This window comes from Bacillus sp. LSHTCR4 (assembly GCF_057197025.1).
Genome location: NZ_JBXUNO010000001.1, coordinates 1,498,948 through 1,523,177, shown reverse-complemented (window position 1 = coordinate 1,523,177; position 24,230 = coordinate 1,498,948). Strand labels below are relative to the sequence as shown.

The 24,230-nt window shown below is 33.9% G+C and carries 25 protein-coding genes and 2 pseudogenes; 5 read left to right on the top strand and 22 right to left on the bottom strand.

Features of this window, described 5'->3' with window-relative positions:
• Positions 1-10: 10 nt before the first annotated feature.
• From AC2CGR_RS07780 to yqeK, 3 genes and pseudogenes are all read right to left on the bottom strand, one after another.
• Complete coding sequence (locus tag AC2CGR_RS07780) at positions 11-748, bottom strand: phosphorylase family protein (protein WP_131102189.1); 738 nt, start codon at positions 746-748, stop codon at positions 11-13.
• Positions 745-1,360 (bottom strand): annotated as a pseudogene (locus AC2CGR_RS07775) (DUF3885 domain-containing protein). The gene AC2CGR_RS07780 and the pseudogene AC2CGR_RS07775 overlap by 4 nt, the downstream one beginning before the upstream one ends.
• 69 nt (positions 1,361-1,429) lie before the next feature.
• Complete coding sequence (yqeK, locus tag AC2CGR_RS07770) at positions 1,430-2,038, bottom strand: bis(5'-nucleosyl)-tetraphosphatase (symmetrical) YqeK (RefSeq protein ID WP_087965238.1); 609 nt, start codon at positions 2,036-2,038, stop codon at positions 1,430-1,432.
• Between the two features lie 193 nt (positions 2,039-2,231).
• Here yqeK and AC2CGR_RS07765 point away from each other — a divergent pair, with 193 nt between their 5' ends.
• The 3 genes from AC2CGR_RS07765 to AC2CGR_RS07755 all read left to right on the top strand — a co-directional run bounded on the left by AC2CGR_RS07765 (position 2,232) and on the right by AC2CGR_RS07755 (position 5,272).
• Positions 2,232-2,927, top strand: coding sequence for a response regulator transcription factor (locus tag AC2CGR_RS07765; protein WP_062822442.1), 696 nt, complete (start codon positions 2,232-2,234; stop codon positions 2,925-2,927).
• Entirely contained in the window at positions 2,917-4,074 is a 1,158-nt protein-coding gene (locus AC2CGR_RS07760; RefSeq protein ID WP_001243301.1) for a sensor histidine kinase, read from the top strand. The genes AC2CGR_RS07765 and AC2CGR_RS07760 overlap by 11 nt, the downstream gene beginning before the upstream one ends.
• A 181-nt stretch (positions 4,075-4,255) precedes the next feature.
• Positions 4,256-5,272, top strand: coding sequence for a D-alanyl-D-alanine carboxypeptidase family protein (locus AC2CGR_RS07755; protein WP_087965240.1), 1,017 nt, complete (start codon positions 4,256-4,258; stop codon positions 5,270-5,272).
• Between the two features lie 57 nt (positions 5,273-5,329).
• Here AC2CGR_RS07755 and AC2CGR_RS07750 read toward each other — a convergent pair whose 3' ends face one another.
• From AC2CGR_RS07750 to AC2CGR_RS07730, 5 genes are all read right to left on the bottom strand, one after another.
• A complete protein-coding gene (locus AC2CGR_RS07750; protein WP_087965241.1) occupies positions 5,330-5,788 on the bottom strand; it encodes a DinB family protein in 459 nt (152 codons plus the stop codon).
• A 2-nt stretch (positions 5,789-5,790) separates the two neighbouring features.
• Positions 5,791-6,531: an alpha/beta fold hydrolase gene (locus AC2CGR_RS07745; RefSeq protein WP_484480706.1), complete on the bottom strand. Its 741-nt coding sequence runs from the start codon at positions 6,529-6,531 to the stop codon at positions 5,791-5,793.
• The gene (locus tag AC2CGR_RS07740) at positions 6,524-7,093 is read right to left on the bottom strand and encodes a nucleoside/nucleotide kinase family protein (RefSeq protein WP_000513268.1); all 570 of its coding nucleotides are present in this window, start codon (positions 7,091-7,093) and stop codon (positions 6,524-6,526) included. Before AC2CGR_RS07740 ends, AC2CGR_RS07745 begins: the two co-directional genes overlap by 8 nt.
• Before the next feature lie 45 nt (positions 7,094-7,138).
• Positions 7,139-7,672, bottom strand: a complete 534-nt coding sequence (locus AC2CGR_RS07735; RefSeq protein ID WP_000990082.1) for a GNAT family N-acetyltransferase — start codon at positions 7,670-7,672, stop codon at positions 7,139-7,141.
• A gap of 105 nt (positions 7,673-7,777) precedes the next feature.
• Entirely contained in the window at positions 7,778-8,134 is a 357-nt protein-coding gene (locus AC2CGR_RS07730) for a hypothetical protein (RefSeq protein WP_000535577.1), read from the bottom strand.
• A 563-nt stretch (positions 8,135-8,697) separates the two neighbouring features.
• Here AC2CGR_RS07730 and AC2CGR_RS07725 point away from each other — a divergent pair.
• The gene (locus tag AC2CGR_RS07725; protein WP_175545695.1) at positions 8,698-9,135 is read left to right on the top strand and encodes a hypothetical protein; all 438 of its coding nucleotides are present in this window, start codon (positions 8,698-8,700) and stop codon (positions 9,133-9,135) included.
• A 321-nt stretch (positions 9,136-9,456) separates the two neighbouring features.
• On the opposite strand, the gene AC2CGR_RS07720 is transcribed toward AC2CGR_RS07725, so the two are convergent.
• The 8 genes from AC2CGR_RS07720 to AC2CGR_RS07685 form a co-directional block, all read right to left on the bottom strand.
• Positions 9,457-11,397 (bottom strand): AMP-binding protein, encoded by a 1,941-nt coding sequence (locus AC2CGR_RS07720; RefSeq protein WP_000806481.1) that lies wholly within the window; start codon positions 11,395-11,397, stop codon positions 9,457-9,459.
• Between the two features lie 49 nt (positions 11,398-11,446).
• Positions 11,447-12,988: an acyl-CoA carboxylase subunit beta gene (locus AC2CGR_RS07715; protein WP_029438406.1), complete on the bottom strand. Its 1,542-nt coding sequence runs from the start codon at positions 12,986-12,988 to the stop codon at positions 11,447-11,449.
• 2 nt (positions 12,989-12,990) lie between these two features.
• Positions 12,991-13,779, bottom strand: a complete 789-nt coding sequence (locus AC2CGR_RS07710) for an enoyl-CoA hydratase (RefSeq protein ID WP_087965246.1) — start codon at positions 13,777-13,779, stop codon at positions 12,991-12,993.
• Positions 13,780-13,783: 4 nt separating this feature from the next.
• Positions 13,784-14,695 (bottom strand): hydroxymethylglutaryl-CoA lyase, encoded by a 912-nt coding sequence (gene mvaB, locus AC2CGR_RS07705; RefSeq protein WP_000775434.1) that lies wholly within the window; start codon positions 14,693-14,695, stop codon positions 13,784-13,786.
• A 21-nt stretch (positions 14,696-14,716) separates the two neighbouring features.
• Positions 14,717-14,932, bottom strand: a complete 216-nt coding sequence (locus AC2CGR_RS07700; protein WP_001985297.1) for an acetyl-CoA carboxylase biotin carboxyl carrier protein subunit — start codon at positions 14,930-14,932, stop codon at positions 14,717-14,719.
• Between the two features lie 26 nt (positions 14,933-14,958).
• On the bottom strand, positions 14,959-16,296 hold the full coding sequence (locus tag AC2CGR_RS07695) for an acetyl-CoA carboxylase biotin carboxylase subunit (RefSeq protein ID WP_071716440.1): 1,338 nt from the start codon (positions 16,294-16,296) through the stop codon (positions 14,959-14,961).
• Positions 16,297-16,311: 15 nt separating this feature from the next.
• Positions 16,312-17,457, bottom strand: a complete 1,146-nt coding sequence (locus AC2CGR_RS07690; RefSeq protein WP_001980414.1) for an acyl-CoA dehydrogenase — start codon at positions 17,455-17,457, stop codon at positions 16,312-16,314.
• 216 nt (positions 17,458-17,673) lie between these two features.
• Positions 17,674-18,642: a YbgA family protein gene (locus AC2CGR_RS07685; protein WP_087965248.1), complete on the bottom strand. Its 969-nt coding sequence runs from the start codon at positions 18,640-18,642 to the stop codon at positions 17,674-17,676.
• Positions 18,643-18,874: 232 nt separating this feature from the next.
• Here AC2CGR_RS07685 and AC2CGR_RS07680 point away from each other — a divergent pair, with 232 nt between their 5' ends.
• Positions 18,875-19,174: a WGxxGxxG family protein gene (locus AC2CGR_RS07680; RefSeq protein WP_000728154.1), complete on the top strand. Its 300-nt coding sequence runs from the start codon at positions 18,875-18,877 to the stop codon at positions 19,172-19,174.
• 123 nt (positions 19,175-19,297) lie between these two features.
• Here AC2CGR_RS07680 and AC2CGR_RS07675 read toward each other — a convergent pair whose 3' ends face one another.
• From AC2CGR_RS07675 to AC2CGR_RS07650, 6 genes and pseudogenes are all read right to left on the bottom strand, one after another.
• On the bottom strand, positions 19,298-19,951 hold the full coding sequence (locus AC2CGR_RS07675) for a TetR/AcrR family transcriptional regulator (RefSeq protein WP_071716442.1): 654 nt from the start codon (positions 19,949-19,951) through the stop codon (positions 19,298-19,300).
• A 24-nt stretch (positions 19,952-19,975) separates the two neighbouring features.
• Complete coding sequence (locus AC2CGR_RS07670; RefSeq protein WP_087965252.1) at positions 19,976-20,995, bottom strand: ABC transporter permease; 1,020 nt, start codon at positions 20,993-20,995, stop codon at positions 19,976-19,978.
• On the bottom strand, positions 20,992-21,717 hold the full coding sequence (locus tag AC2CGR_RS07665; RefSeq protein ID WP_071716444.1) for an ABC transporter ATP-binding protein: 726 nt from the start codon (positions 21,715-21,717) through the stop codon (positions 20,992-20,994). Before AC2CGR_RS07665 ends, AC2CGR_RS07670 begins: the two co-directional genes overlap by 4 nt.
• 184 nt (positions 21,718-21,901) lie before the next feature.
• Positions 21,902-22,153 (bottom strand): hypothetical protein, encoded by a 252-nt coding sequence (locus AC2CGR_RS07660; RefSeq protein WP_000548621.1) that lies wholly within the window; start codon positions 22,151-22,153, stop codon positions 21,902-21,904.
• Positions 22,154-22,360: 207 nt separating this feature from the next.
• Positions 22,361-22,624, bottom strand: a pseudogene (locus tag AC2CGR_RS07655) (metallophosphoesterase); the annotation flags it as partial.
• A 102-nt stretch (positions 22,625-22,726) separates the two neighbouring features.
• A complete protein-coding gene (locus AC2CGR_RS07650) occupies positions 22,727-24,163 on the bottom strand; it encodes an MBL fold metallo-hydrolase (RefSeq protein ID WP_484480705.1) in 1,437 nt (478 codons plus the stop codon).
• Positions 24,164-24,230: the final 67 nt, after the last annotated feature.

Sequence of the window (24,230 nt, the reverse complement as noted above, 5' to 3'; positions counted from 1 at the left end):
ACCCCTCTTACTATCTATTGTTTACTACATTAATCTCATATACACGTAAAAAAGCAATTAAATACTCGCACGCTCTTTCACATGCTAACATTTTAAAGATTTTTTGTTCCTCTTTCGTTTTATCATTTGCTTGATCTGAAGCAGCTTTTAAACATAGAAAAGGCTTCTTATTGATTTGGCATACATAAGCGAATGCTGCCACTTCTTGATCAACCGCCAATGCTCCATATACAGTATGGAGTAAATATCTCATTTCTGAACTACGGATACGTTGATCTCCAGATAAAAATGTACCGAAATGAATCGGTTCATATGATCGGATTTTTTTTATTCTTCTTACAATTGACTTTGTTGTTTCAATTGGTGCTGTTCTACCATTATATAAATTAAAAACATCTTCCCCCGAACCAGCAGCAGTAACATCGTGTTGTATTGTATTAAGGGCTACTACAATATGACCATTTTTCACCTTATTTGATAAACTTCCGCATATCCCTGTCATAAACAACTCATCTGGCTGAAACTCACTAATTAATAATTGTACACAACTTGCACAACTTACTTTGCCAACTCCAGTTATAACGGAGATAACTTCCAGATTATTTATATAATGAAAATGAAATTCCCAAGCTGCTCGTTTTTCAATGCGTTCACTTGGATAATATTGATGCAAATACGTAAGTTCTGGTTCCCATGCGGATACGATTGCAATACGTTTCATTACACACTTCACTTCCCTTACTGTCATTTAAATAAGTTATCTATGCTTTCTCTTTTATAATCTGGAATCCACTTTTTATATTTCTCATATAAATTTCGTATTGTTTCTTTATTCTTCGAAATTACTTCACTTCCTCTATCATCATACATAAACATGATAATATCTTTTGTTGCATTTATGAGAAATACATCTGGATAAGAAATTTGTTTTTTTGCGTCCAAACGAGGATAAAAACCTGGAAAATCTTCATGATTCGCTGCTTGAATAAGTCGTTTATGCTTTATACCACCAGCGAAACATTTTAATAAAAATTGATATATACAATACGAGTCAACTTCTTCATTTTTATATAAAAATGGTATTGTTTCTTGCCTTATATGATACTTTAAATCTCTTTTCTAAATAAATCGTCTATATATTTATTTTCTGTAGATTTTTCACATTCTCCTTTTTTCAATCGATAAGCATTTGTTACTATAACACTTCATCTTCCTCTGAAAATATATCTTCAAATAAGAATTTATTATATGTATAAAGTTGAGAGAGGTATTCCATATTTAAATCGCCGGTTCCTTCTATATTTTGATATTTCCCTTTCCCGAAATCAAAATACAAATGACTTTTCCACTGAGAGTATATGTATGGTACTAATGTAACCCTAGAAAATGTTTAATTCATTATTTTCTTACCTACATTTTCATACCCTTTCTACTCTACAATTTCTTTTAACTGCCAATATGCATCTTCTAGCCAAGGATGTATAACTTTCAACGTTTCTTTTCTTTCCCACAAATATGAAATATATGCAAAAGCAGCATGTTCTAAAGATTGTTTTATCCCCTTTTTTACTTCTACTAAGTATGGTGGTGTCCCATTTTGATCCCATTCTATTTTATCAGCAACAAATAACACTAAATCCATCTTCGTTGCATGTTTACGTAGTGTGGTATGACAACAAATTGCATTTAAAGTCTCTTCATCGTTCACTTTAAATATCTCTTTTGCGATTACTCTCGAAAGTTTTTGATGAATAATCATTGGGAATTTTCGTTCTTCTTCTAATATCTCTATTCCAAATTCTTCAGCAACTGCAATCCGCACTTCATTTGGAAAGATTGCGCTAATATCATGTAAATATCCCGCGATTGCTGCTTTTTCTTCATCTTCATAAAACATTTCTGCAATGTTTCTCGCTTCATTTGCTACACGAATTGAATGTTTATATGTAAACCCCTGATTGTATTTTAATAAAAAATCTTTAATATCATTTTCTATTTTTCCAGTTGGAGAAAATGAATATATATCTTTATATAACATAGCAAATCCCCCTTAAAACTAACTTTCAATATAATATGTAATCCTAATATCCTTATGGTTTGTATTCGTTATAAATGTTTTAATCCCTTTTTTTATACGTTACATGAAATTTTATAGGGAATCATTGCTACAAAACACATAAATGTTTGATATTATAGTAATGTTAATGATTTGTAAGGAAAGGAACTACATAATGAATAAAAATATATTAATTATTGATGATGATAAAGAAATTGTTGAATTACTTGCTGTTTATTTGCGAAATGAAGGCTATAACATTTATAAAGCATATGATGGCGATGAAGCATTACAAATGATTTCTACATATGAAGTTGACCTTATGATTTTGGATATTATGATGCCAAAACGAAATGGATTAGAAGTTTGCCAAGAAGTTCGTGAAAATAATACTGTACCTATTCTTATGCTGAGTGCAAAAGCAGAAGATATGGATAAAATATTAGGACTTATGACAGGCGCTGATGATTATATGATTAAACCATTTAATCCATTAGAATTAGTAGCTAGAGTGAAAGCTTTGCTACGACGATCATCTTTCCAAAATGCTACTTCTCCAAAAAATGAAGATGGTATGATTCGCATTCGTTCTGCTGAAATACACAAACATAATCATACTGTTAAAGTAAATGGGGAATATATTAAGCTTACATCTATTGAATTTGATATTTTATATTTACTTGCGAGTAATACAGGAAGAGTATTTAGTTCTGAAGAAATATTTGAACGTGTTTGGAATGAAGATGGTTATGGTTCAAATAAAACTGTAATGGTCCACATTAGTAATTTACGAGATAAGCTTGAAACAGGAATGAATGGAGAAAAATTTATTCATACTGTTTGGGGAGTAGGCTACAAAATTGAGAAATGAAGCATTTGATATATTAAAAGATATCCCGAAATGGAAACTTATTTTTTGGCTCTTATTAGCTATCACACTCACTCCTATTACTGAATTAATTATATATCGCCTCGTTACAAGTGTAATTGAGAGTTCGCTTACGTTAAGCGAACTTGGTAAAGAATTCATTAGAATTTTTGGTTATGAAAAATATAAAGGAATAAAAGAATCTCTATGGATGATGATTGTCTCTTATTTATTTTTATTTTCTATTTTCTCATCCTACCTATACATTTTTTATCGTCATGAAAGAAAGCTTTACTATGAAACTTGCATTAAAAAAATGATAGAAGAGATTCGCTATATTGCAAATGGAAACTTCAATCATAAAGTTTCTATCGTAAACCATAATTATCTAGAAGAGTTAGCAAGCGGGGTTAATCAAATTGTTGAACAATTGAAAGTCTCGATTGATGAAGAAAGACAGGCAGAACAAGCAAAAAGCGAACTTATTACAAATGTATCGCATGATTTACGTACTCCTCTTACCTCTATAGTTGGATACGTGAATTTAATCCACCATGATAATTATAGAGATGAAGTGGAATTACGGCATTATATACAAGTCATTTACGATAAAGTAACTCGTCTTAATGCATTAATGAATGATTTGTTTGAATATACACGTGTTCAAAATAAAGAATTAAGTTTATATTCTGTCCCTATTGATATTGTAGAACTTCTTGGACAATTAACCGTTCAATTTCGAATACAGCTTCAAGAGGCTAATATTGATTGTCGCCCCTTTTTCCCATCGAAGAAGCTAATGGTATTAGCTGATGGAGACAAATTAGTGCGCGTATTTGAAAATCTAATTATTAATGCTATCGCTTACGGTAACGATGGTGATTATATTGATATTACTGCTTATGAAAGTAATAATATGATCGCAATCGATATAACCAATTACGGCCAACCTATTCCTAGTACCGATTTACCTCATATTTTTGAACGTTTTTATCGCGTTGAGAAATCGCGCTCTACAAACACTGGTGGATCTGGACTCGGATTGGCAATTGCAAAAAGTATTGTCGAATTGCATAAAGGAACAATTGAAGTGTATAGTGATGACAAAAAAACAACATTCACTGTAAAACTACAACCATACAAATGTTAATACAGCTTAATTTTAGGTCCAATTTCTTACAATATAAGAAATTGGACCTTTTATTTTCCAGTAACATCCAATTTTTAATAATCCTTTATAATTCTTTAGAAATTCTTTACCTTTTCTTTCTTCCTAATTAAGCATTCCTTTTTACAATATTATTATCGATGTCATTATAGGAGGATCGCTTATGCAATTCTTAAAAAAATTCGCAATTTTATTATTATCTTTTTTTATTACCGCACTTATCGTTTTATATTTTTACCTTTATGTAAATGGCCCAATTATTCAAGCTAAATCAGCTATTTTAATAGATGCTAATTCTGGTGAAGTTGTTTATAAAAAAAATGAAGAAACTCCTATACAATCAGCTACTTTATCTAAATTAATGACTGAATATATCACACTGGAACAACTAAATGAAGGAACTATACAGTTAGATGAAGTAGTAAAAATAAGTAACGAAGTTTTCCGAGCAGAAACGAGTCCTATACAAGTAACTTCGAAAGATAAAACGACGGTTCGTGATTTACTTCATACACTGTTATTGACAGGAAATAATCGTTCCGCACTTGCTCTTGCAGAACACATCGCTGGAAACGAAGATAAATTCACACAGTTAATGAATGAAAAAGCAAAACACCTAAAGTTATCACAATCATCTCCGTTTCTAAACGCTACTGGAATGAATAACGATACAAATAAACTTTCAACTGCAACAGCAATTGAAGTTGCTAAACTAGCAACACAATTAGTAACAGACTTTCCAGATGTACTGAACGTTACAAAACTAACCTCTTACCAGTTCACCTTCAAAGATACGAAAGTTTTCAACACCAATAAAATGATTTATTCCCTTAATAAAAACATTAAACACCAAGGTGTTGATGGCTTACAAACTAGTTTTTCAACTAATGGTAATTATAGTTTTGTCAGTACAGCAAAACGAGGAGATACTAGACTTATTTCAGTAATATTAGACGCCGAAAATGAAAACAGTACTTTTATTGAAACAAAAAAGTTACTTCAGTACGGTTTTGATCCTTCTTCATACTCTGCACTCCAAGCATTTAAAGATGCTGTTACATCTTGGGCAGTTTTGCTTCAGTTTAAAAATTTGATCATACAAACATTGTTGATTTTCTTTATTATTACAATTTTAATGTTTTTACATATACGTCAGAAAAAATCCGAGGATTTCAACTAGGAAATCTTCATATATATATAAAAGGCTTGCATTTACAGTGCAAGCCTTTTTCTAAATTTATAGTCCTCTCCCAATTAAATTCGCTGAAACAGGCTGAAGATTTAACTCCCTCGCCCATATAGATAGCTGACCAATATGGTGAATTTCATGTACAATTACATGTCTTAAAACCTCTCCATATGTATGTCTTTTATCTGTCCACGAGGCTTTTAATATTTTACATTCTAAATTAGCTGACCATACTTGTAAAAACTCTTCTAATTCTCTTTTATATAAATCAGATAGCGCTTTCACTTTCTGGATTGATTGATACTCTTTAAACTGCGGTGCACGATCTTCTTTTCCTTGAAGAGCATTAATCCAGCTATACTCAACATCAACAATATGAAATAATGTTTCTAAAATACTTCCAACACCACCAATACGCTTGCGGAGTAATTCTTCCTCTGAAAGTTTTTCACACCACTTAAACCAATCATCTCTTACTTGCCAATTGTATTGAAATAAAGTGTACACGTTTATCCCTCCCCTACCTCAATTATCCACTTAATAGCATCTGTTATATAATGTGGTTCATCTTTTTGAATATAATGACCACTTTGTTCTGCAATTATTAGTTTATTTTTGTTTGATAATCTTAATAATTCTTCTTGCAATTGTAACCATTTTATTTGTGCATCTTGCGAATAAAATGGTTTTTTACCAGCAGCTAACACGACGAGTGGAATATCTCTCGTCGACTGACAATATTTATCTGCTTCACCCAGACTAAACATAAACTCTTCATAAGAACTTTCATGTACAAATTGTTTATAGTAAGCTTCTTGAAATTCTGGAGACATGATTGGCAAAAATGCTTCTTTATAATTTTCTGGTGTCGAATCAACCAAAACTATTCCCAACATATCTTCAGGATAAAAATCAGTAAATAAACGTGCATTTATACCACCAAAAGAATGTCCTACAAAAATATAAGGTGGCTTCAGTTGTAAAAGATTTAAGCATGTTCTCAAATCTTTTACCATTTCAGAACTAATACGTTTCTTGGAACTCTTCCCGCTTTTTCCTAATCCAGCCCGATCGTATGTAAGTACCGTACCATATTCCGTCAGTTCTTCAGCAGTTTGATTCCATGCCTTCGAATAATCACCATAGCCTGATTCCAATATAATAACAGGCTGCTGCTTCTTTCCTTGGAATATTTTCGTATACATTTTAAAATCAGCAACTTGTATATATTCCTCTATACATTTAACCATTGACAATCACTTCTCTTCGGCCAAGTTCCTCTACAGCGTGATTAATTATTTCACTTACAGATAAAGAACCATCCAATATGATATCTGAATTCGGCTTAACAGTATGAATTGCCTCTAAATAAGCTTTTCTCGCATATGTCATGTAATGTTCCAAATCATTATGTATTTCATCTATTGTACCTTCCTTAAAATCTCGCAAAATCCTTCTAGCCATCGCAATATCTAAAGGCGTATCAATAAATATAGTTACATCAATGAATTTTCGCATCTCACTATTTAAGTATGCAAAAGGATAATCTACAATAATATAGTCTAAGGTATTATTTTGTATAAGTTGCTCAATATCATGAATTAATGGTGTTAATACCCACTCGTCGTAATTCGCCCCATCATCAATCCATTTACAAATATCAGCAGGAGAGTTATCAAATGTATAACTATCAAAATATAGAGCTTTTGAGTTTTTAAACTTATGCTTTAATCTTTCTGTAATTGTAGTTTTACCTCCTCCCGAAACAGCTGCAATTGAAATTATTTTTGTTTTATTATCCACTATACCCACCAAACCCCTTTGTTAACATAATATAATTATAAATTACTATCGTTGCTACTTCTTCCATTCATATTCTAACATACTCATTTCCCATAAATTCCAATACGTTTCTCCTACTCTTTTTGACTCTCTTAATAAGCCTTCTTTTACAAACCCTATTTTTTCGTAACATGAAATGGCCGATGTATTAAAATCATACACACCAAGAGTTACTCTATGTAGTTTTAATTCGTCAAAAGCAATATGAAGTACTGCTTTCATCATATGTTTTCCTATAGAACGTCCTCTCATCTTCGTATTACCAACTAATACTTTTCCAATTCTAGCGGACTTATTAATATTATCTATTTGCCCAAGCGAAATATGTCCAATAACGTCTGAAGTCTCTTCATCTACCACTTTGAAAGCGAGTGTATTTGCACTTTCTATATACTTCTCTAATTGCTGTTCGTCTAAAGGAAATGTGAATGCATTTCCTGACCACTGTATTAGAAATTCTTCGGAATTAATCCAATTTATTAATTGTTTAAAATCAGATTTCTTAAAGCTTTCTAGTTTAATCACTTCCTTGCTCCTTTCGTACATCATGCTTTATAACCTCAAACTTATTTCTATATAAAGAATATATTCTCCTTTTATATAAAATTAAAATAAAGCCATTCATGTGAATGGCTTTACAAAAAAGCAGCATAATTATGCTTTGTTTGCTACATCAATACCATTAAAATCAAAGTCAGCAGTAACCGTTGTAACCGGTGGGAAAATTGCTTCAATTTTGCAAATGGAAATAATTACTCCAACCGATCCAGGAATAGCCGCAAGCCTAACTACATCACAACTTACAGACGAAACAGTACCTACATAAGTACGTCCCTCTGTATTAATTTGAACTGTTCGATTAATTAATTTCTTAAGTTCATCTCTAATTCCTTGTACACAAGAATTATCACATTTCTCATGCTGTTCTTTTTTACACTCTTCGAATACTTCCCAACAATCATCTTGTTTACATGTACACTTCTTTTTACAATTATTAAATCGAGAACCCAATACCTCACCCCCTAATCCTTTCTATTAGTAAAGTATGTCCACTAGCTTAAAAGGGTACGAGGCAAACACATAAAAAGAAAAAAACAAACAATTGTACCAAACTTTCTTTTCATTATTCATTATAAAAACAGACTTCTCCTAATTAAAAGCTTTTTAATGAGCGGCCATGAATTTAGTCCTACTCCATTTAATGTTTAGACACCACTTTCTAAAACAAACCTTTTTTCTTTTAAATAAGACGCCCCTTAAAAACACACTAGATTTTCCCATTAACTCACATATACATAGACTTTATTTGTGGATTTCCCATTTTTCATTGTGAAATATACATTTAAAAAGCATACTCGAAAATAAGATATTATTTGTAATCAGAACATTTTCTTCAACAAGTGTTTATTGAAAAATAACATAACTAGTAGTAGTTCTCTCCACTTTCTCTTAAAAATTAGCATAGTTTGTATGAATTCTATATCGAGTAGAAGACACTCTATCATATAAAGATAAAATAGTAGGTTAATAAACAAGCCATTTTTTTATTAAAACATAGAATAATATGAACACTATTGAAAGGAGGTAGAAATAAATGTCCTGGAAAAATGATTGCTGGAGTTCTCAGAAAAAGCATTGTTGTGATGATTGGTGGAAATCTAAAGAAAAGCATCATTGTGATGATAATTGGAGTTCTCAGAAAAAGCATTGTAATGATGATTGGTGGAAATCTAAAGAAAAGTGTCATTGTGATGACGATTGGAGTTCTCAGGAAAAACATTGTAATGATGATTGGTGGAAATCTAAAGAAAAGTGTCATCGTGATGATGATTGGAGTTCTAAACGAAATAAGTGTCGTTGTAAATGTTTCTTTATTTGTTGCCATTGTAAAAGAAAAAATTGGTAATATTTTTAATGTCAACGTAAAGGAAAGAATATGTCTTTTGAAACCAATCGGGCTTTTCCGGAAAGTTGATCCCTCATCTACTTCCTTGCTTTCGCTGAATTTTTAGGTGGGGGCACTACTGCCCGGCAAATAGCGAGATAAATACTAGAATGTAATATATAAAAAGCTGACTGCTTATAGTCAGCTTTTTATATATTAACCCGTAAAGGTTTAAACAGACATATAAGCAGTCACGCTTTGTCATCACCTTGTTGTTGTAAATTTGTATTTCTCCATTGAATAGACATTCCATAATATCGTATTTTGATTAAAACTAAAAAACATACTTAACACTAATAGTAGAATTTTTTTTCTTCATCAACTTCACTTCTTCTCTTTTTATAAACATAAAAAAGGAGCTCTATTTATATAGAGCTCCTTTCTAATTTTATAATTTACTAGACTGTAACCCCTGAATAAACGGAACTACTTCAGGATTTACAAGCGATGATAAATCACCTAATTCTTTTCCTAAGTAAGCTGCTTTAATAACACGGCGCATTACTTTAGAATTACGTGTTTTCGGTAAATCTTCTACAACGTGGATGTCTTTAGGACACAACGCTTTTCCAATATGAGAGTTTACTAAACTCATTAATTCTTTCTTTAATTCTCCTGTGAATGTTACATGGTCTCTTAACACTACAAAACAATGACAAACTTCACCTTTTACTTCGTCAGGTACACCAATTGCAGCAGCTTCGATTACATCGTTATGTTTCACAAGAATAGATTCATATTCAGCAGGTCCAATACGTTTACCTGCAATATTTAACGTATCGTCTGAACGCCCTGTGATGATATATTGTTCACCATCGTAAATGACCCAGTCACCGTGGACCCATTTATTTTCAAAACGCGACCAATATGTGTTTACGTAACGTTCATCATCTTCCCAGAAGCTTTTCGTCATACCTACCCAAGGTTTCTCTAAGCATAATTCTCCGACTTCATCTCGAATTGGTTTACCTTGATCATCCAGTACGACAGCTGCCATTCCTGGTAAAGATGCGTTAAAACTAATCGGTGCTATTGGCTTAATAAGAACATTACCGAAAATCCCACCAGAGATTTCAGTTCCACCTGAGTAGTTACAGATTGGGACATTTCCTTTTCCAACTGTTTCAAACAGCCACATCCATGGATCAGGATTCCAAGGTTCTCCTGTTGATGCGAATACTTCCAAACTCTTTAAAGAATGTTTATTGACATACTCATCACCTTTTGCCATCAATGCTCGGATTAACGTTGGCGAAATACCTAGATGAGTAATCTCATATTTATCAACTGTCTCCCATAACCGGTCTGCTTCTGGGAAGTCTGGAACACCTTCGTACATAACCATCGTTGCTCCATTAATGAGTGAACCGAATAATAGAAACGGCCCCATCATCCAGCCCATATCAGTTACCCATAATACACGATCACCTTGTTTAATATTCATTCCAAATCCTGCATCAAAAGCTGCTTTCAAAGGAAATCCTGCATGCGTGTGTACTGTTCCTTTCGGCTTACCAGTCGTTCCTGATGTATAAATGAGCATTAATGGATCATCACTTTGCATTTCCTCGGCATGTATGAATGGTTTTTCTTTTTCTAGCGTACTCCACGAAAAATCATAGTTATGTGGTGTAAAATCATTTCCTGCATGACGAACGATAACAACTTTTTCAACAGTTGGGCAATGTTCACAAGCTTTATCTACTTCATCTTTTAAAGAAACAATTTTACCGCGGCGTGAAAATCCATCTGCGGTAATAATCATTTTTGAACCTGCCGCTTGCACACGTGTCATGACTGCATCAGACGCAAAGCCTGAGAATATTGGTGAAATAATTGCTCCGATTTTCATTACAGCTAGCATCGCAACAACTGTTTCTGGAATCATCGGCATATAAATTGTTACACGATCACCTTTTTCAATACCCGCGTGTTTCAGACCATTTGCAACACGGCTTACCCAGTTGTCAAGCTCTTCATATGTAAATGATTTTGAAGTTCCATTTTCCCCTTCGTACTGAAGTGCTGGCTGTATTCTCGTCTCTTCATCCGCAAGCCAGCGAGATAAAGCTGATTCTACAACGTTACATGTTCCGCCATTATACCACTGTGCAAACGGTGTACCATTTTCTAAGTCTAACACTTCTGTATAAGGTTTCATCCATTGATAGCCTACTGCTTTTTCTGCCTCTCCCCAAAACCAAGCTGTTTCCTCAATAGATTTATTATAAAAAGTTTCATAGTCTTCATATCCCAATGATTTCATCCAACCATATAAACGTGTTTTTTCCTTGTACTCTTCTGTTGGAAACCAAACTGCTTGTTTCAATGTTTTCCCCTCCTTAACTTTTTGAGCAAGAAAGCCCTAAATAGGGCTTTTAAACTGGATATACAGGATGTTTACGATCTGTGAATACTTGATATTTACTCATATACATTTCGAAACGTCCTTTTAACTCTTCACGTAAATTGTTTGGATGAACAATACCATCAATCACCATCTCTGATGCTAAATGATAAATATCAATATCTTTCTTATACTCTTCGCGTTTTTCAGCAATGAAACTATCACGCTCTTCTTCAGGTAAAGCTGCAATCTTATTTGCATATACAGCATTGACCGCGGCTTCTGGACCCATTACTGCAATAGAAGCTGTCGGTAATGCTAGGCAACAATCTGGTTCAAAGGCTGGACCTGCCATCGCATATAAACCAGCACCATATGCTTTACGAACAACGATAGAAATTTTCGGTACAGTTGCTTCACTCATTGCGGAAATCATTTTTGCACCGTGACGAATAATGCCAGCACGTTCTACTTTTGTACCAATCATAAATCCAGGTACATCTGCAAGGAATAATAACGGAATATGATATGCATCGCATAAATTAATAAACTTTGCTGCTTTATCAGCTGAATCGTGGAATAATACGCCGCCTTTCATTCGCGGTTGATTTGCAATAATACCTACTGGCTTACCATCAATACGTGCTAAACCTGTAATTAGTTCTTGAGCAAATAATTTTTTCACTTCATAGAAAGAACCTTCATCAATAACTCTATTAATAAGATCTTTCATATTGAAAGGAGCATTTTGATTTTCTGGAATGATTTGTTCTAACGTTTTATCGAATTGTTTCGGTTCTTGAGGTGTAACCAATGGAGTCTTTTCTAAGTAGTTGTTTGGAAAATATGAAATATATTGTCTTGCTTGTGTAATCGCATCTTCTTCTGTTTTACATAAAACATCTCCGCATCCTGATACAGAGCAATGCATACGCGCTCCGCCCATTTCTTCTAAAGTTACCTTCTCACCGATAACCATCTCAGCCATACGAGGAGATCCTAAATACATAGAAGCATTTCCTTCTACCATCATAACAACGTCACAAAAGGCTGGAATATATGCGCCACCAGCTGCAGAAGGTCCAAATAATAAGCATACTTGCGGGACTTTACCTGATAATTTCACTTGATTATAGAAGATTCTTCCTGCACCGCGGCGCCCTGGGAACATTTCAACTTGATCAGTAATACGCGCCCCAGCAGAGTCAACTAAATAAAATAACGGAACACGTAATTTTTCTGCCGTTTCTTGAATACGTAAAATCTTTTCAACTGTACGCGCGCCCCATGATCCAGCCTTTACCGTAGAATCATTTGCCATTACGCATGCAGTACGACCATGTATTTTTCCCGTTGCCGTTATAACACCATCAGCAGGTAATCCTGTTTGTTCACAATTTGCAAATAATGCATCTTCTACATATTCACCATTATCAAATAAAAGAGCTAAGCGATCTCGAACGAATAGTTTACCTTTCGCTTTGTTTTGTTCATGATATTTTGGTGCGCCGCCTTGTTTAATCGTTTCAACTCGTTCTTCAAATGTATTCGATTGTTCTTTTTGATCTATCATATTTACTCCCCCTTATACATTGGTGTGCGTTTTTCCTTGAATGCCTGTAATCCTTCTAATCTATCTTTCGTATGGATTACACCTTCATACGCTTGTTTTTCCATTTGTAATCCGGTATGTAAATCAACTTGAATACCGTTTGAAATTGCTTCTTTCGCTAATCGAACAGCAATAGGGCCATTACTAGCAATTTTCTCTGCTATTTCAATCGCTTTTTCTTCAAGTAAATGAGCTGGTACAACAAATTCTACTAGACCATATTCTTTTGCTTCTTGCGCGGAAATACGTCTTCCTGTATAAATTAATTCTTTCGCTCTACCAACACCAATTAATCTTGGCAAACGCTGCGTACCACCTGCTCCTGGTATAATTGCAAGTGTAGTTTCAGTAAGACCAAGACTTGCAGATTCAGCCGCAATTCTAAAATCACAAGCTAAACTTAATTCCGTACCACCACCAAGTGCGATTCCATTTATAGCAGCAATAACTGGCTGTGGTAATTGTTCAACCATTTCCATAGTAGTGCGAATCATACTAACAGCATGGCGAACTTGTTCTTCATTCATGCCAGCACGTTCTTTTAAATCAGCACCAGCACAAAACGCTTTTTCACCAGCACCTGTTAGAATAACTACACGAGTATTTACCTCTTCATTTATTTGAGTTAATATGTTTTGTAACTCTTCTAATAACGCTAAAGATAATGAGTTTGCTTGTCTTTCACGATTTAATGAAATCTTTACAATGTGAGGTGTTACATAATCAACTGAAATATTTTGTAATTGTAGCATCTTCTCACCTACTTATCGTTTTATGTTGAAGCGCTCTATACACATGACTCGGTAATTGGATATTTAATTTACTTTGAATAAATTGACTCGCTCTCAATAACTTCTCTTCATCAATATTCGTTTGGACACCTAGCTTATGGAGCATATGAACTAAGTCATCAGTTGCAACATTTCCTGATGCCCCTGGTGCATATGGACATCCCCCAAGACCACCACAAGAACTATCAAATGTTGTAATACCATATTCTAAAGACTTTACTACATTCGCAAGAGCCATTCCGTACGTGTTATGGAAGTGCATTGCAAACTGCGAAGCATCATATTTCTTTAATAAATGCTCTAATACTCGCTCTACTTGTAACGGATTTGCTACTCCGATTGTGTCACCAAGAGACACTTCATAAATGCCGTATGAAAATAGTTGATCACATAATTCGTCAACTGCTATGACGCTTATATCCCCTTCATAAGGACATCCAAATACAGTAGAAACATAGCCTCTTACTTTTTTCCCTTCGAATAATGCCTGTTTTGTTATATCTTCAATTACAACTAATGCTTCTTTAATTGATTTATTAATATTACTTTTATTATGAGATTCACTTGCTGATAAAAAAACATTCACCTCATCTACATTTTGCAAAAAAGCTCGTTCCAAACCATTTTGATTTGGAACAAGCGCTGCATATGTAACATTTGGATCCCTTTTCAGCTCAGAAAACACATCATTTGCATCTGCTAAAGCAGGGACCCATTTAGGGTGAACGAATGAGGAAACTTCAACGTACGATAATCCCGCCTCTGTAAGTAGTTGAATCCATTTTACTTTATCTTTTGTGCCAACAATCTTTTTTTCATTCTGTAAGCCATCACGTGGCCCGACTTCTTTAATGACAGCAAAATTAGGTAGTTTCAATTCGCTTCCCCCTATATATCCCTATTCAATTTCTAGTAATACATCTCCTTCATTTACAAAATCGCCTTCTTGCACATTAATTTTCATAACTGTGCCAGCTTCTTCTGAAACGATTGGAATTTCCATTTTCATAGATTCCAAAATGACGACATCCTGCTCTTCCTCTACTGTATCTCCTACTCCTACAACAATCTTCCATACATTTCCTGCCATCGATGCATATACTTTCGTCATCATTTTTTCCCCCTTAGTATTGTTAAATCTTATTTTTTAACAAGTTGTTTCGTTACAAAACCCGTTGTATAAATGCCACTTTTGAACACATCATCTTCCAATACTTGAAGTAGCATTGGCGTGTTCGTTTTAATACCTTCCACTTTTAATACTTCTAAAGCATCATGTAATTTCGAAATTGCTTCTTCACGCGTTTCACCATGAGCAATGACTTTCGCAATCATTGGATCATAGAAAGGTGTAATCGTTACTTGATTCTCTAAAAAGTGATCAATACGTACATTTGTTGGAAGCGTTAAATCTGTAATTTTCCCAGGTGATGGGAAGAAAGTTTTCGGATCTTCTGCATAAATACGTGCCTCAATGGCATGACCACTACGTTTTACATCATCCTGAGTAAATGATAGTTTCTCTCCACTTGCGATAAGGAGTTGCTGTTCTACAAGGTCTAATCCAGTAATTTCTTCTGTAACTGGATGCTCTACTTGTAATCTCGTATTCATCTCTAAGAAATAGAAGTTCTTCTGATCATCTACTAGAAACTCAACTGTACCAGCATTTGTATACCCTAGAGCTTTAGCAGCTTGTACAGCAACTTCACCCATCGCTTTTCGTGTACCTTCATCTAAAAATGGTGAAGGTGCTTCTTCAATTACTTTCTGATTTCGGCGCTGCACTGAACATTCACGCTCCCATAAATACACTGTGTTACCATGTGTATCTGCTAAAAGCTGAATTTCAATATGATGTGCATCTGCAATATAGCGCTCTAAATACATTTCTCCATTACCGAAGAAGTTTTGTGCTCTCGTTTTGTTACTTTCAAATGCTTTGGTGAGCGTTTGCTCAGTTTCCATCAACTGCATTCCAATGCCTCCGCCTCCTGCGGATGCCTTCAACATTAATGGATAACCAATTTGTTTAGCAATTTCAATTGCTTCTTCAGCAGTTTCAATATTTGTAGTAATACCTGGAACTACTGGGACATCTGCAGCTTGCATTGCAATACGTGATTCGATTTTACTTCCCATCTTCTTAATAATTTCTTCTGATGGACCGATAAATACGATTCCTTCTTCTTTACAACGTACCGGAAAAGATGGATTCTCAGATAATAATCCATATCCCGGATGGATTGCTTCTGCATTTGTCTTCTTAGCTATTTCAATAATTTTTTCAAGGTTTAAATAGCTTTCTTGGACACGCGGCCCACCTACTAAGTAAGCTTCATTTGCCATTTTTACATGTAGGGCATTTTCATCTGCCTCAGAATAAATAGCAACCGTGCGAATGCCAAGTTTTTGACAAGTTTTCATAATACGAACTGCAATTTCCCCGCGATTAGCAATTAATACTTTTTGAAACATAGTGATTCCTCCTTTTTATCTACATCCTAAATGTCTAGCAATTACGAGACGTTGAATTTCAGAAGTTCCTTCACCAATTTCTAATAGTTTTGCATCACGAATATGTCGTTCTACTTCATATTCACGCATATAGCCGTATCCACCGTGAATTTGTACCGCTTGATTTGCAATACGGCTTGCTGCTTCCGATGCAAATAGTTTTGCCATAGCCGCTTCTTTACCGAAAGGTTTATCGTTATCTTTTAACCAAGCTGCTTTATGTACTAAATTACGAGCTAGCTCTACTTCAGTCGCCATATCAGCTAATTTAAATTGAATCGCTTGGAAATTAGAAATTGCTTTTCCAAATTGTTGACGTTCTTTCGCATATTGCAGTGCACGTTCAAATGCTGATTGCGCAATACCAACAGCTAATGCTGCGATTGAAATACGTCCTCCATCAAGTGTATATAAGAATTGTTTAAATCCTTTATTTACATCACCAAGTATGTTTTCTTTCGGTACACGTACACTATCAAGTACGATTTCACAAGTATTAGAAGCACGTACGCCCATCTTATCGTAAGGGCTTGAAATCGTTAACCCTTCACTAGTAGTCGGTACGATAAATGCAGAAATACGTTTTCTACCATTCTCTTCAACACCGTTGACAGCGGTTACAATAATTGTATTTGCATACTCTGCATTTGTAATCCAACACTTCTCACCACTAATAACATACTCGTCTCCGTCTAATATAGCTTTCGTTTGTGTGCCACCAGCATCAGATCCAGCATTCGGCTCAGTTAATCCGAAGGCACCTAAAGTTTTACCTGATGCCATTGGAACTAAATATTTCTGTTTTTGTTCTTCTGTACCGAAATAATAAATTGGAGAAGCACCTAATGAAATTGTTGCAGCGTAACTTAATCCTGTTCCACCACAAGCACGACCAATTTCTTCAACTGCTAACGCGTACGATACTGTATCGCCACCTGAACCTCCATACTCTTCTGGGAATGGGATGCCTAATAATCCTAGTTCGCCCATTTTTTGAAATGTTTCATATGGAAACTCTGCAGTTTTGTCATAATACACAGCTTTTGGTGCGATTTCCTTTTCAGCAAAGTCACGTACCATTTCTTTAATCATTTGTTTTTCGCGAGTTAGAGTAAATTCCATTCCGCTACACACCCCTTATCGAATATTGAGTTTCGACAGCGTGCGAGTTTCTACTACAAACATTACGAATGAAAAGACAAGAACATTAGTTAGATAATTGTTATAATTCTGTCATAATCTAATTTTAAAACAGATTCTGTACTAATGCACAAAAAAATTCCTACATTGTTCTACAACAACATAGGAGTTTTCTTGTCGAATTATGTAATTTTGTGTTTAATAATCTCTACCTTTACCCGAATCTGAAATCTCTACTAAAGCTTCAGGATATGGTTCGAAATATGTTTGTCTTAATAAATACTTTTCATCAAATCGAAGAGCCCATGATTTTAAAATTGCAAGTAGACTACTAAGCGGGATTTTCTTTTCTTTATATTTTTGTACCAAATCTAAAAAATGATCTTTTTCTTGTTTTTTCAACTTTGTTTTAAAATATCCGAAAATATGCTCACATACATTTACATTCGATGTATAGCGGGGTGTGCGCATAAATAATTCATGTAAAGTCTTCTCATAGTTTTCAAATACAACTTCAATCTTTTCATTTTTGTGATTTGCAATAATACGCCCTAATTGCTTTTGTTTTACCTGATTATATGCCATAAATAAATATTTATTATCCGACTGAAACGATACCAGGTCTTTCATATTTTTATTACGTTTAATCATCTTGTAATATGCAATTGTAAATAACCTTGTAAAGAAATGTTCTCTAATAATAAAATTCGACAATCTGCCTTCTTCTTCAATTGGAAGATGCGAAAATTTTTTTATTACTGCCCCGCCAAATAAGCCTGGCCCCTTTCCTTTCGCTGGCGCTTTTTCAAAACCAGAATAAATTTTCACATCACGCGTACCACAACTTGGTGAGCGATTCTTTAAAATAAAACCATCCACATCCGATATCGTTTGTAAAAAGTCATTTGAAAACTGCTCCATTTTTTCAGTTACATCTTCTCGTGTCGACGGTTGCACAAGTCTATTCTCACCATTTTCTTCTACAATTCGTATCGTTTCACGAGGAGTCCCTAATCCAATCTCGACTTCTGGACAAACAGGTATAAATGTAACAAATGGCTGCAAATTTCGTATTGTTACATCCGGAATCATCTCTCCATTATAACGACAAGCATCAAACTCTAAACATTTACTTACAACAACTTTCGGTTTAGCAAATTGCCGCATTTCATTACCTCCTTTGTGCTAGTCCCTATAATATAAATTGTACTAAGATTAACATTTTAAGCAAAGTTTGATTCATTTAATTTTATGACAAATATCTATCAAATAATATATTAGCAATCATTCAACTCTATTTTCTATAAACGCGCGCTCTATAATGACAGTTTAGATACTGTAAAACGAATAATACACACATACTCTGGAGAAATTAACACGTAAGAAAGGAGGGAGCGTTATGAAGAAGAAATTATCATCTATTTTAAGTGTTTTAGCACTATCTATTATGTTTTTAGGTACATCTGCACAAGCTGAATACGATGGAACTAATATGAATAGAGTTAATAACACTGATATTTCAACTCGAGTTAATGACAATAACTTAGACAGAGTTAATAATGATGTAAGAACTCGAAATGTAAATACAACAAATGATTTAAATGATAATCGTGATAGAAATAATAATTGGGCTTGGCTCGGTTTATTAGGACTAGCAGGATTATTAGGTCTTAGAAGAAGAGACAAAGAAACACGTTAATTTAGAACATTTTTAGTAAACAAGTACTTATTTATCAAAAATATATAATGGATATAAATCGCCTTTTTAAAGGCGATTTATTATTTTACTTAAATATAAAATATGTAATTCACACTTCAACGATTAAATTCGTGGCGTTAATCCGTACAATATAAACTGAATCGTATTTTCAATTTCCGCTTCATCATCCCATTTTTCTTCTGGCAATAATAAAAATCGTGTTAATAATAAACCTAATACAGCTGATAAAGTAAGTCGTAAAACAGAGGCTGGGGGCATTTCAATAATTCCCCCTTTTTCTTGAAACTTTGCAATCAACTTTTTAAAATGTGAAAGTAATTCTGTTTCAACTAACTGTTGTATTTCATTTTTCAGTTCCGGCTGAAATGGCACTTCTTGAATTAATATTTTTATCATTGGAAAATGCTTTTTTGCAAATTCAAATCTATTATGGATAACAACTCTTAGAAGCCCTTCATATGATTCATACTCCGATTTAAATATTTCCTTTGCGAATGCTTGTACGAAAAATGGTGCGGCAAACTTCGTTAATGTCGGCATGACGACTGCTAACAATAAATCTTTTTTTGTTTTATAGTAGCGGAAGATTGTTCCTTCCGCTACACCAGCCCGCTTTGCAATTTCACTTGTTGAAGTTGAAGCGTATCCTTTTTCGCCAAACATATCAACAGCCGCCTCTAATATACGCATTTGACGTTCATTTCGTTTATCCGTGTTAGTTGCAGCAATTAATTCTTCTAGCCAATCCTTCTGCATTTATAAAGCTCCTTTTTATCATTATTATATTTTGCGATGTTTCTTTAAAGCAAATACATTTCCTACTGCAAATAATAGAGCAAAAAGTAGTAATACAGTTAAATCTAATACAATCTCTGTAAATCCTTGATTTCGAATCATCACTTGTCTCATTGCGTCAGCGCCATATGTGAGCGGAAATAACTTTCCTAACATTTGGAGCCACTTATTCATAGATTCAATTGGAAACAAACCAGAAAAGAAAATTTGTGGCACAATGACAAGCGGTATAAACTGGATCATTTGAAATTCATTATTTGCGTATGCCGATAAAAACGTCCCTAAAGTTAAAGCAGTTAAAGAAAGCATGCATGTAATAAGTAGCGTTAGCCATATGGAGCCAGCTACATACAAGTCTAAAATGTAAACTGAAAAACTTACGATAATAATGGATTGTATAAATGCAAAGATCCCAAAACCAATAATATATCCTACAACTATTTCCCATCTTTTAATTGGAGTCGATAATAATCTTTCTAAAGTACCACTTAAACGTTCTCTTACGAAAGACACCCCTGATAAAATGAATACAAAGAAAAATGTAAAGAAACCGATTAATACAGGACCAAGCCCATCAAACATTGTAAAGTCTTTAGAGCCATGTAAATAATTTACTTCTGGTTTCATAATCGATATATCATTCTTCTCTGTACTTTTTTGTAATATTTGAAGTACAGCACGATTTTTTGACGAATCGCTACCTTCTAATACAATATTCATTTTTCCATTTTCTAAACGAATGACTGCATCTACCTTTTGATTTTCCAGCTCAGACATTGCCTTTTCTGTATTATATTCATAAATTGACGCTTCCTGATTTTTCATCACTTTTACTAACTGAGCGGGCATATCAACAACAGCAATATGCGGTACATAGTCTTTTTGTGTGAACACTAGCGACAATAACCAAAGTAATAACATAGGTGCCCCAAACATCATCGCTAATGAACGCTTATCTCGAAAAAATTGGCGAATAATACGAATGATTACACCGATAACTCTCATGATGGAGTCACCTCTTCTAACAAAAAGACATCTTCAATCCTTCCTGATGATACCCGATTTTTCAATTCTTCAGGTGTTCCAGTCGCAACTAGCTTTCCTTCTCTAATTAACCCTAGACGTTCACAAAATTCAGCTTCATCCATAATGTGTGTCGTTACAATTATAGTTGTACCTTCCTTTTTCAGATCATAAAATTTTTCCCAGATTGTTTTTCTAAGAATCGGATCTATCCCAACTGTTGGTTCATCTAAAATTAATATTTCAGGTTCATGAAGAAGCGCTATTGCTAATGATAAACGCTTCTTCATCCCGCCTGAAAAATGCTGCACTTGCTTTTTCATATGTTGTGATAATTGTACAAGGTCAAAAACTTCTTCAATTCTTTCTTTTTTATGCTTTCCCTTTAATCCGTACATCGTTGCCATAAAATCTGCATTTTCATATGCTGATAGTTCTTCGTATAATGCATCAGCTTGAGCCATATAACCAATTCTTTTCATTTTATTTAAATTAGGCATGTTCGTGTTGTAAACAATCACTTCACCTTCCGTTGCCTCATTAATACCCGCAATCAATTTAATAAGAGTCGTTTTCCCTGAACCTGAAGGCCCAACTAAACCAAATATCTCTGCTTTTTCAACTTGTAATGAAAGATTGTGTAAAACTTCTTTTTTTCCAAAACTTTTCGATACAGTCCGTAAAATAATGGCAGGTTGCTGCACGTATTCTTCCCCCTTCCCCAAAATGAGTGAGTACTCACTTTTATTTTACTCTTGCGTAATTATATGTCAAACTTCATTGATTAGTATGGTTTTCCGTCAACAATATTAAACAATGAAACAGAGTCGACATTAGAATATCCTTTCTTAAAGTCGACTCTGTTTCATTTAAATTATATAATTTGCTTTACGTTTTTAAATTCATATATTTCCTAATTCTAGCAACATCTAAAGAATATTCGATAACTAACTGCTGTAACGGTAAAATCACTGTATCGGGATATAAATGTGCATATTGTAATGTTTCTGCATATTTTTCTAACCTTTTTTCTAAATACTTTATAATTTGATCAGGATGACTTACTAATAAACATTTACAATAATAATGTATTTGTTCCTCGATCGCCGTATACTCTTCAATTTCATATTCTTTATGCATGTGTACACCCCTTTAAATTTTTATACAGATTCCTTATCACAATTTTCACTCGACAAATTTTAAGTTTTTTGATTATTTACACTATAACAAACTCTACGGGTCAAATTTTGTTACTTTATGTAACGTAGAAAATTTTTAACAAAATTGTAATGTTAACTTGTATAAATTGCATATAACCTAATTTTTCTGCACAAAAAGCCGTACAGTTCAATTTAACTGTACGACTACAAGTTCTGGCCTATTAAAAATTCTTTGCGGAATGATACTATTACCTAATCCTCTACTTACTACCATAGACATATTTTGTTCTTCATATAAACCAGCTGTATATTTAGGTAAAACACCTTAATTTAGAGCCACTAATTTGCTGATAAATAGTAACCTAAATTGTCCACCCTGAGCGTGTCCTGATAAAACTATATCCATTTGCTCATCAGCATAATACTGAATAAATTTAGGTCTATAGAATAAATTATCTATTTCTCCTATTTTAATGTGGTGCTCCTATTTATAGATATACTCCTATGTAATCCGTAATTTTCCTTATCGGATAAATTAATAAAAATTATTTCCCTACACATTGAGATTACAAGTTGTATAAGGAAGCTCTTCTTTTTTCCATGCAAGAAATCCTCCCTTTAGATTAACTACTTCCTTTATACCAGCTCTCTGTAAAATACTAGCTGCTATAGCGGAACGCAATCCGGTTCGACATTGTAAAACGATTGGGCAATCCTTTGGTATACAATCTAGCTGCTTAAATAGATTTCCTAAAGGGATATGTATTGCATTATAAAGATGTCCTTCCTCCCACTCTTTCTTACTACGTACGTCGATTACCTTAACACTTCCATCTTTTATATGCGGATATAATTCAATTGATGTTTTTTCTTTGTAACTTTCAAATCTATCAAGTCTTTGTATAACTTTTAAGGGTGCAAAAGCAATAATATTATCTAGCCCAATAGATTCAAAGTCTCTAATAACCTCCTCCACTCTAACCTTTTCCTCATCTAGAATGATTATAGTTTCTGTTTTATAATCTAGTAACCATCCACACCAGGTTGTAAAGGCATTGTTATACGGTATGTTAATTGATTTCTCGATGTGACCAGAAGCAAAACTCTCTACATCCCTTATATCAACTATTTGCTGAACACCCCTCATAACTTCTTGAAGTTCTTTTACTGTTTTAATAGCAAAAACTTCTCTCTTCTTACGAATTGGTGGACCGTACTTATTTAAATCCTTCATTAATGAAAAATATTTTGGCGGCTCTGGCTGTCCCGTCAATAAAGTCGATACAAAATCACTTTCTTCATTACACTGAAATGCCCAATTGAACATCTTTTCATAGCCTAAGGTAGAAGTTGGAATTGCTCCTAATGCTTTTCCACATGCGCTTCCTGCACCATGTGATGGCCATATCTGCAAATAATCAGGGAGTATTTTTATTTTTTGTATAGAATTAAATAATTGTTTCGCTCCTATTTTTGCAGTATCTTTCATACCTATAGCGGTCTCTAATAAGTCCGGCCTTCCTATATCTCCTACAAAAATAAAATCACCTGTGAATATTCCTATCGGCTTATCATTCGTATAATTATTTTGACTTGTATCAGTTACTAAAAAAGAAATACTTTCAGGCGTATGCCCTGGTGTGTGCATTACATTAAATTTTATATGACCTACTTTAAACTCTGAGCCCTCTCTAACTAATTTGTATCGACTTTCGTTAAGATATTGATATTTCCAATCACAATCCCCTTCATCAGATACATATAAATTGGCATGATAAAGAGTAGAAAGTTCTCTAGACCCAGAAAGAAAATCTGCATGAATGTGAGTTTCAGCCGCAGCTATTACTTCCATCCCCTCTTTCTCAGCAAATTCTATATATTGTTCTATATAGCGACCTGGATCAATTACAATTGCTACACCTTCCTTCTGACAACCGACTAAATAGGAAGCATGTGCTAATTTTTCATCATAAAAATATTTTAAAAGCATAGCTATTCCCTCCAATTAGTTATTTCAAATTGCTTTTCAATTTTAATTTTTATAACCACTTTCTCTT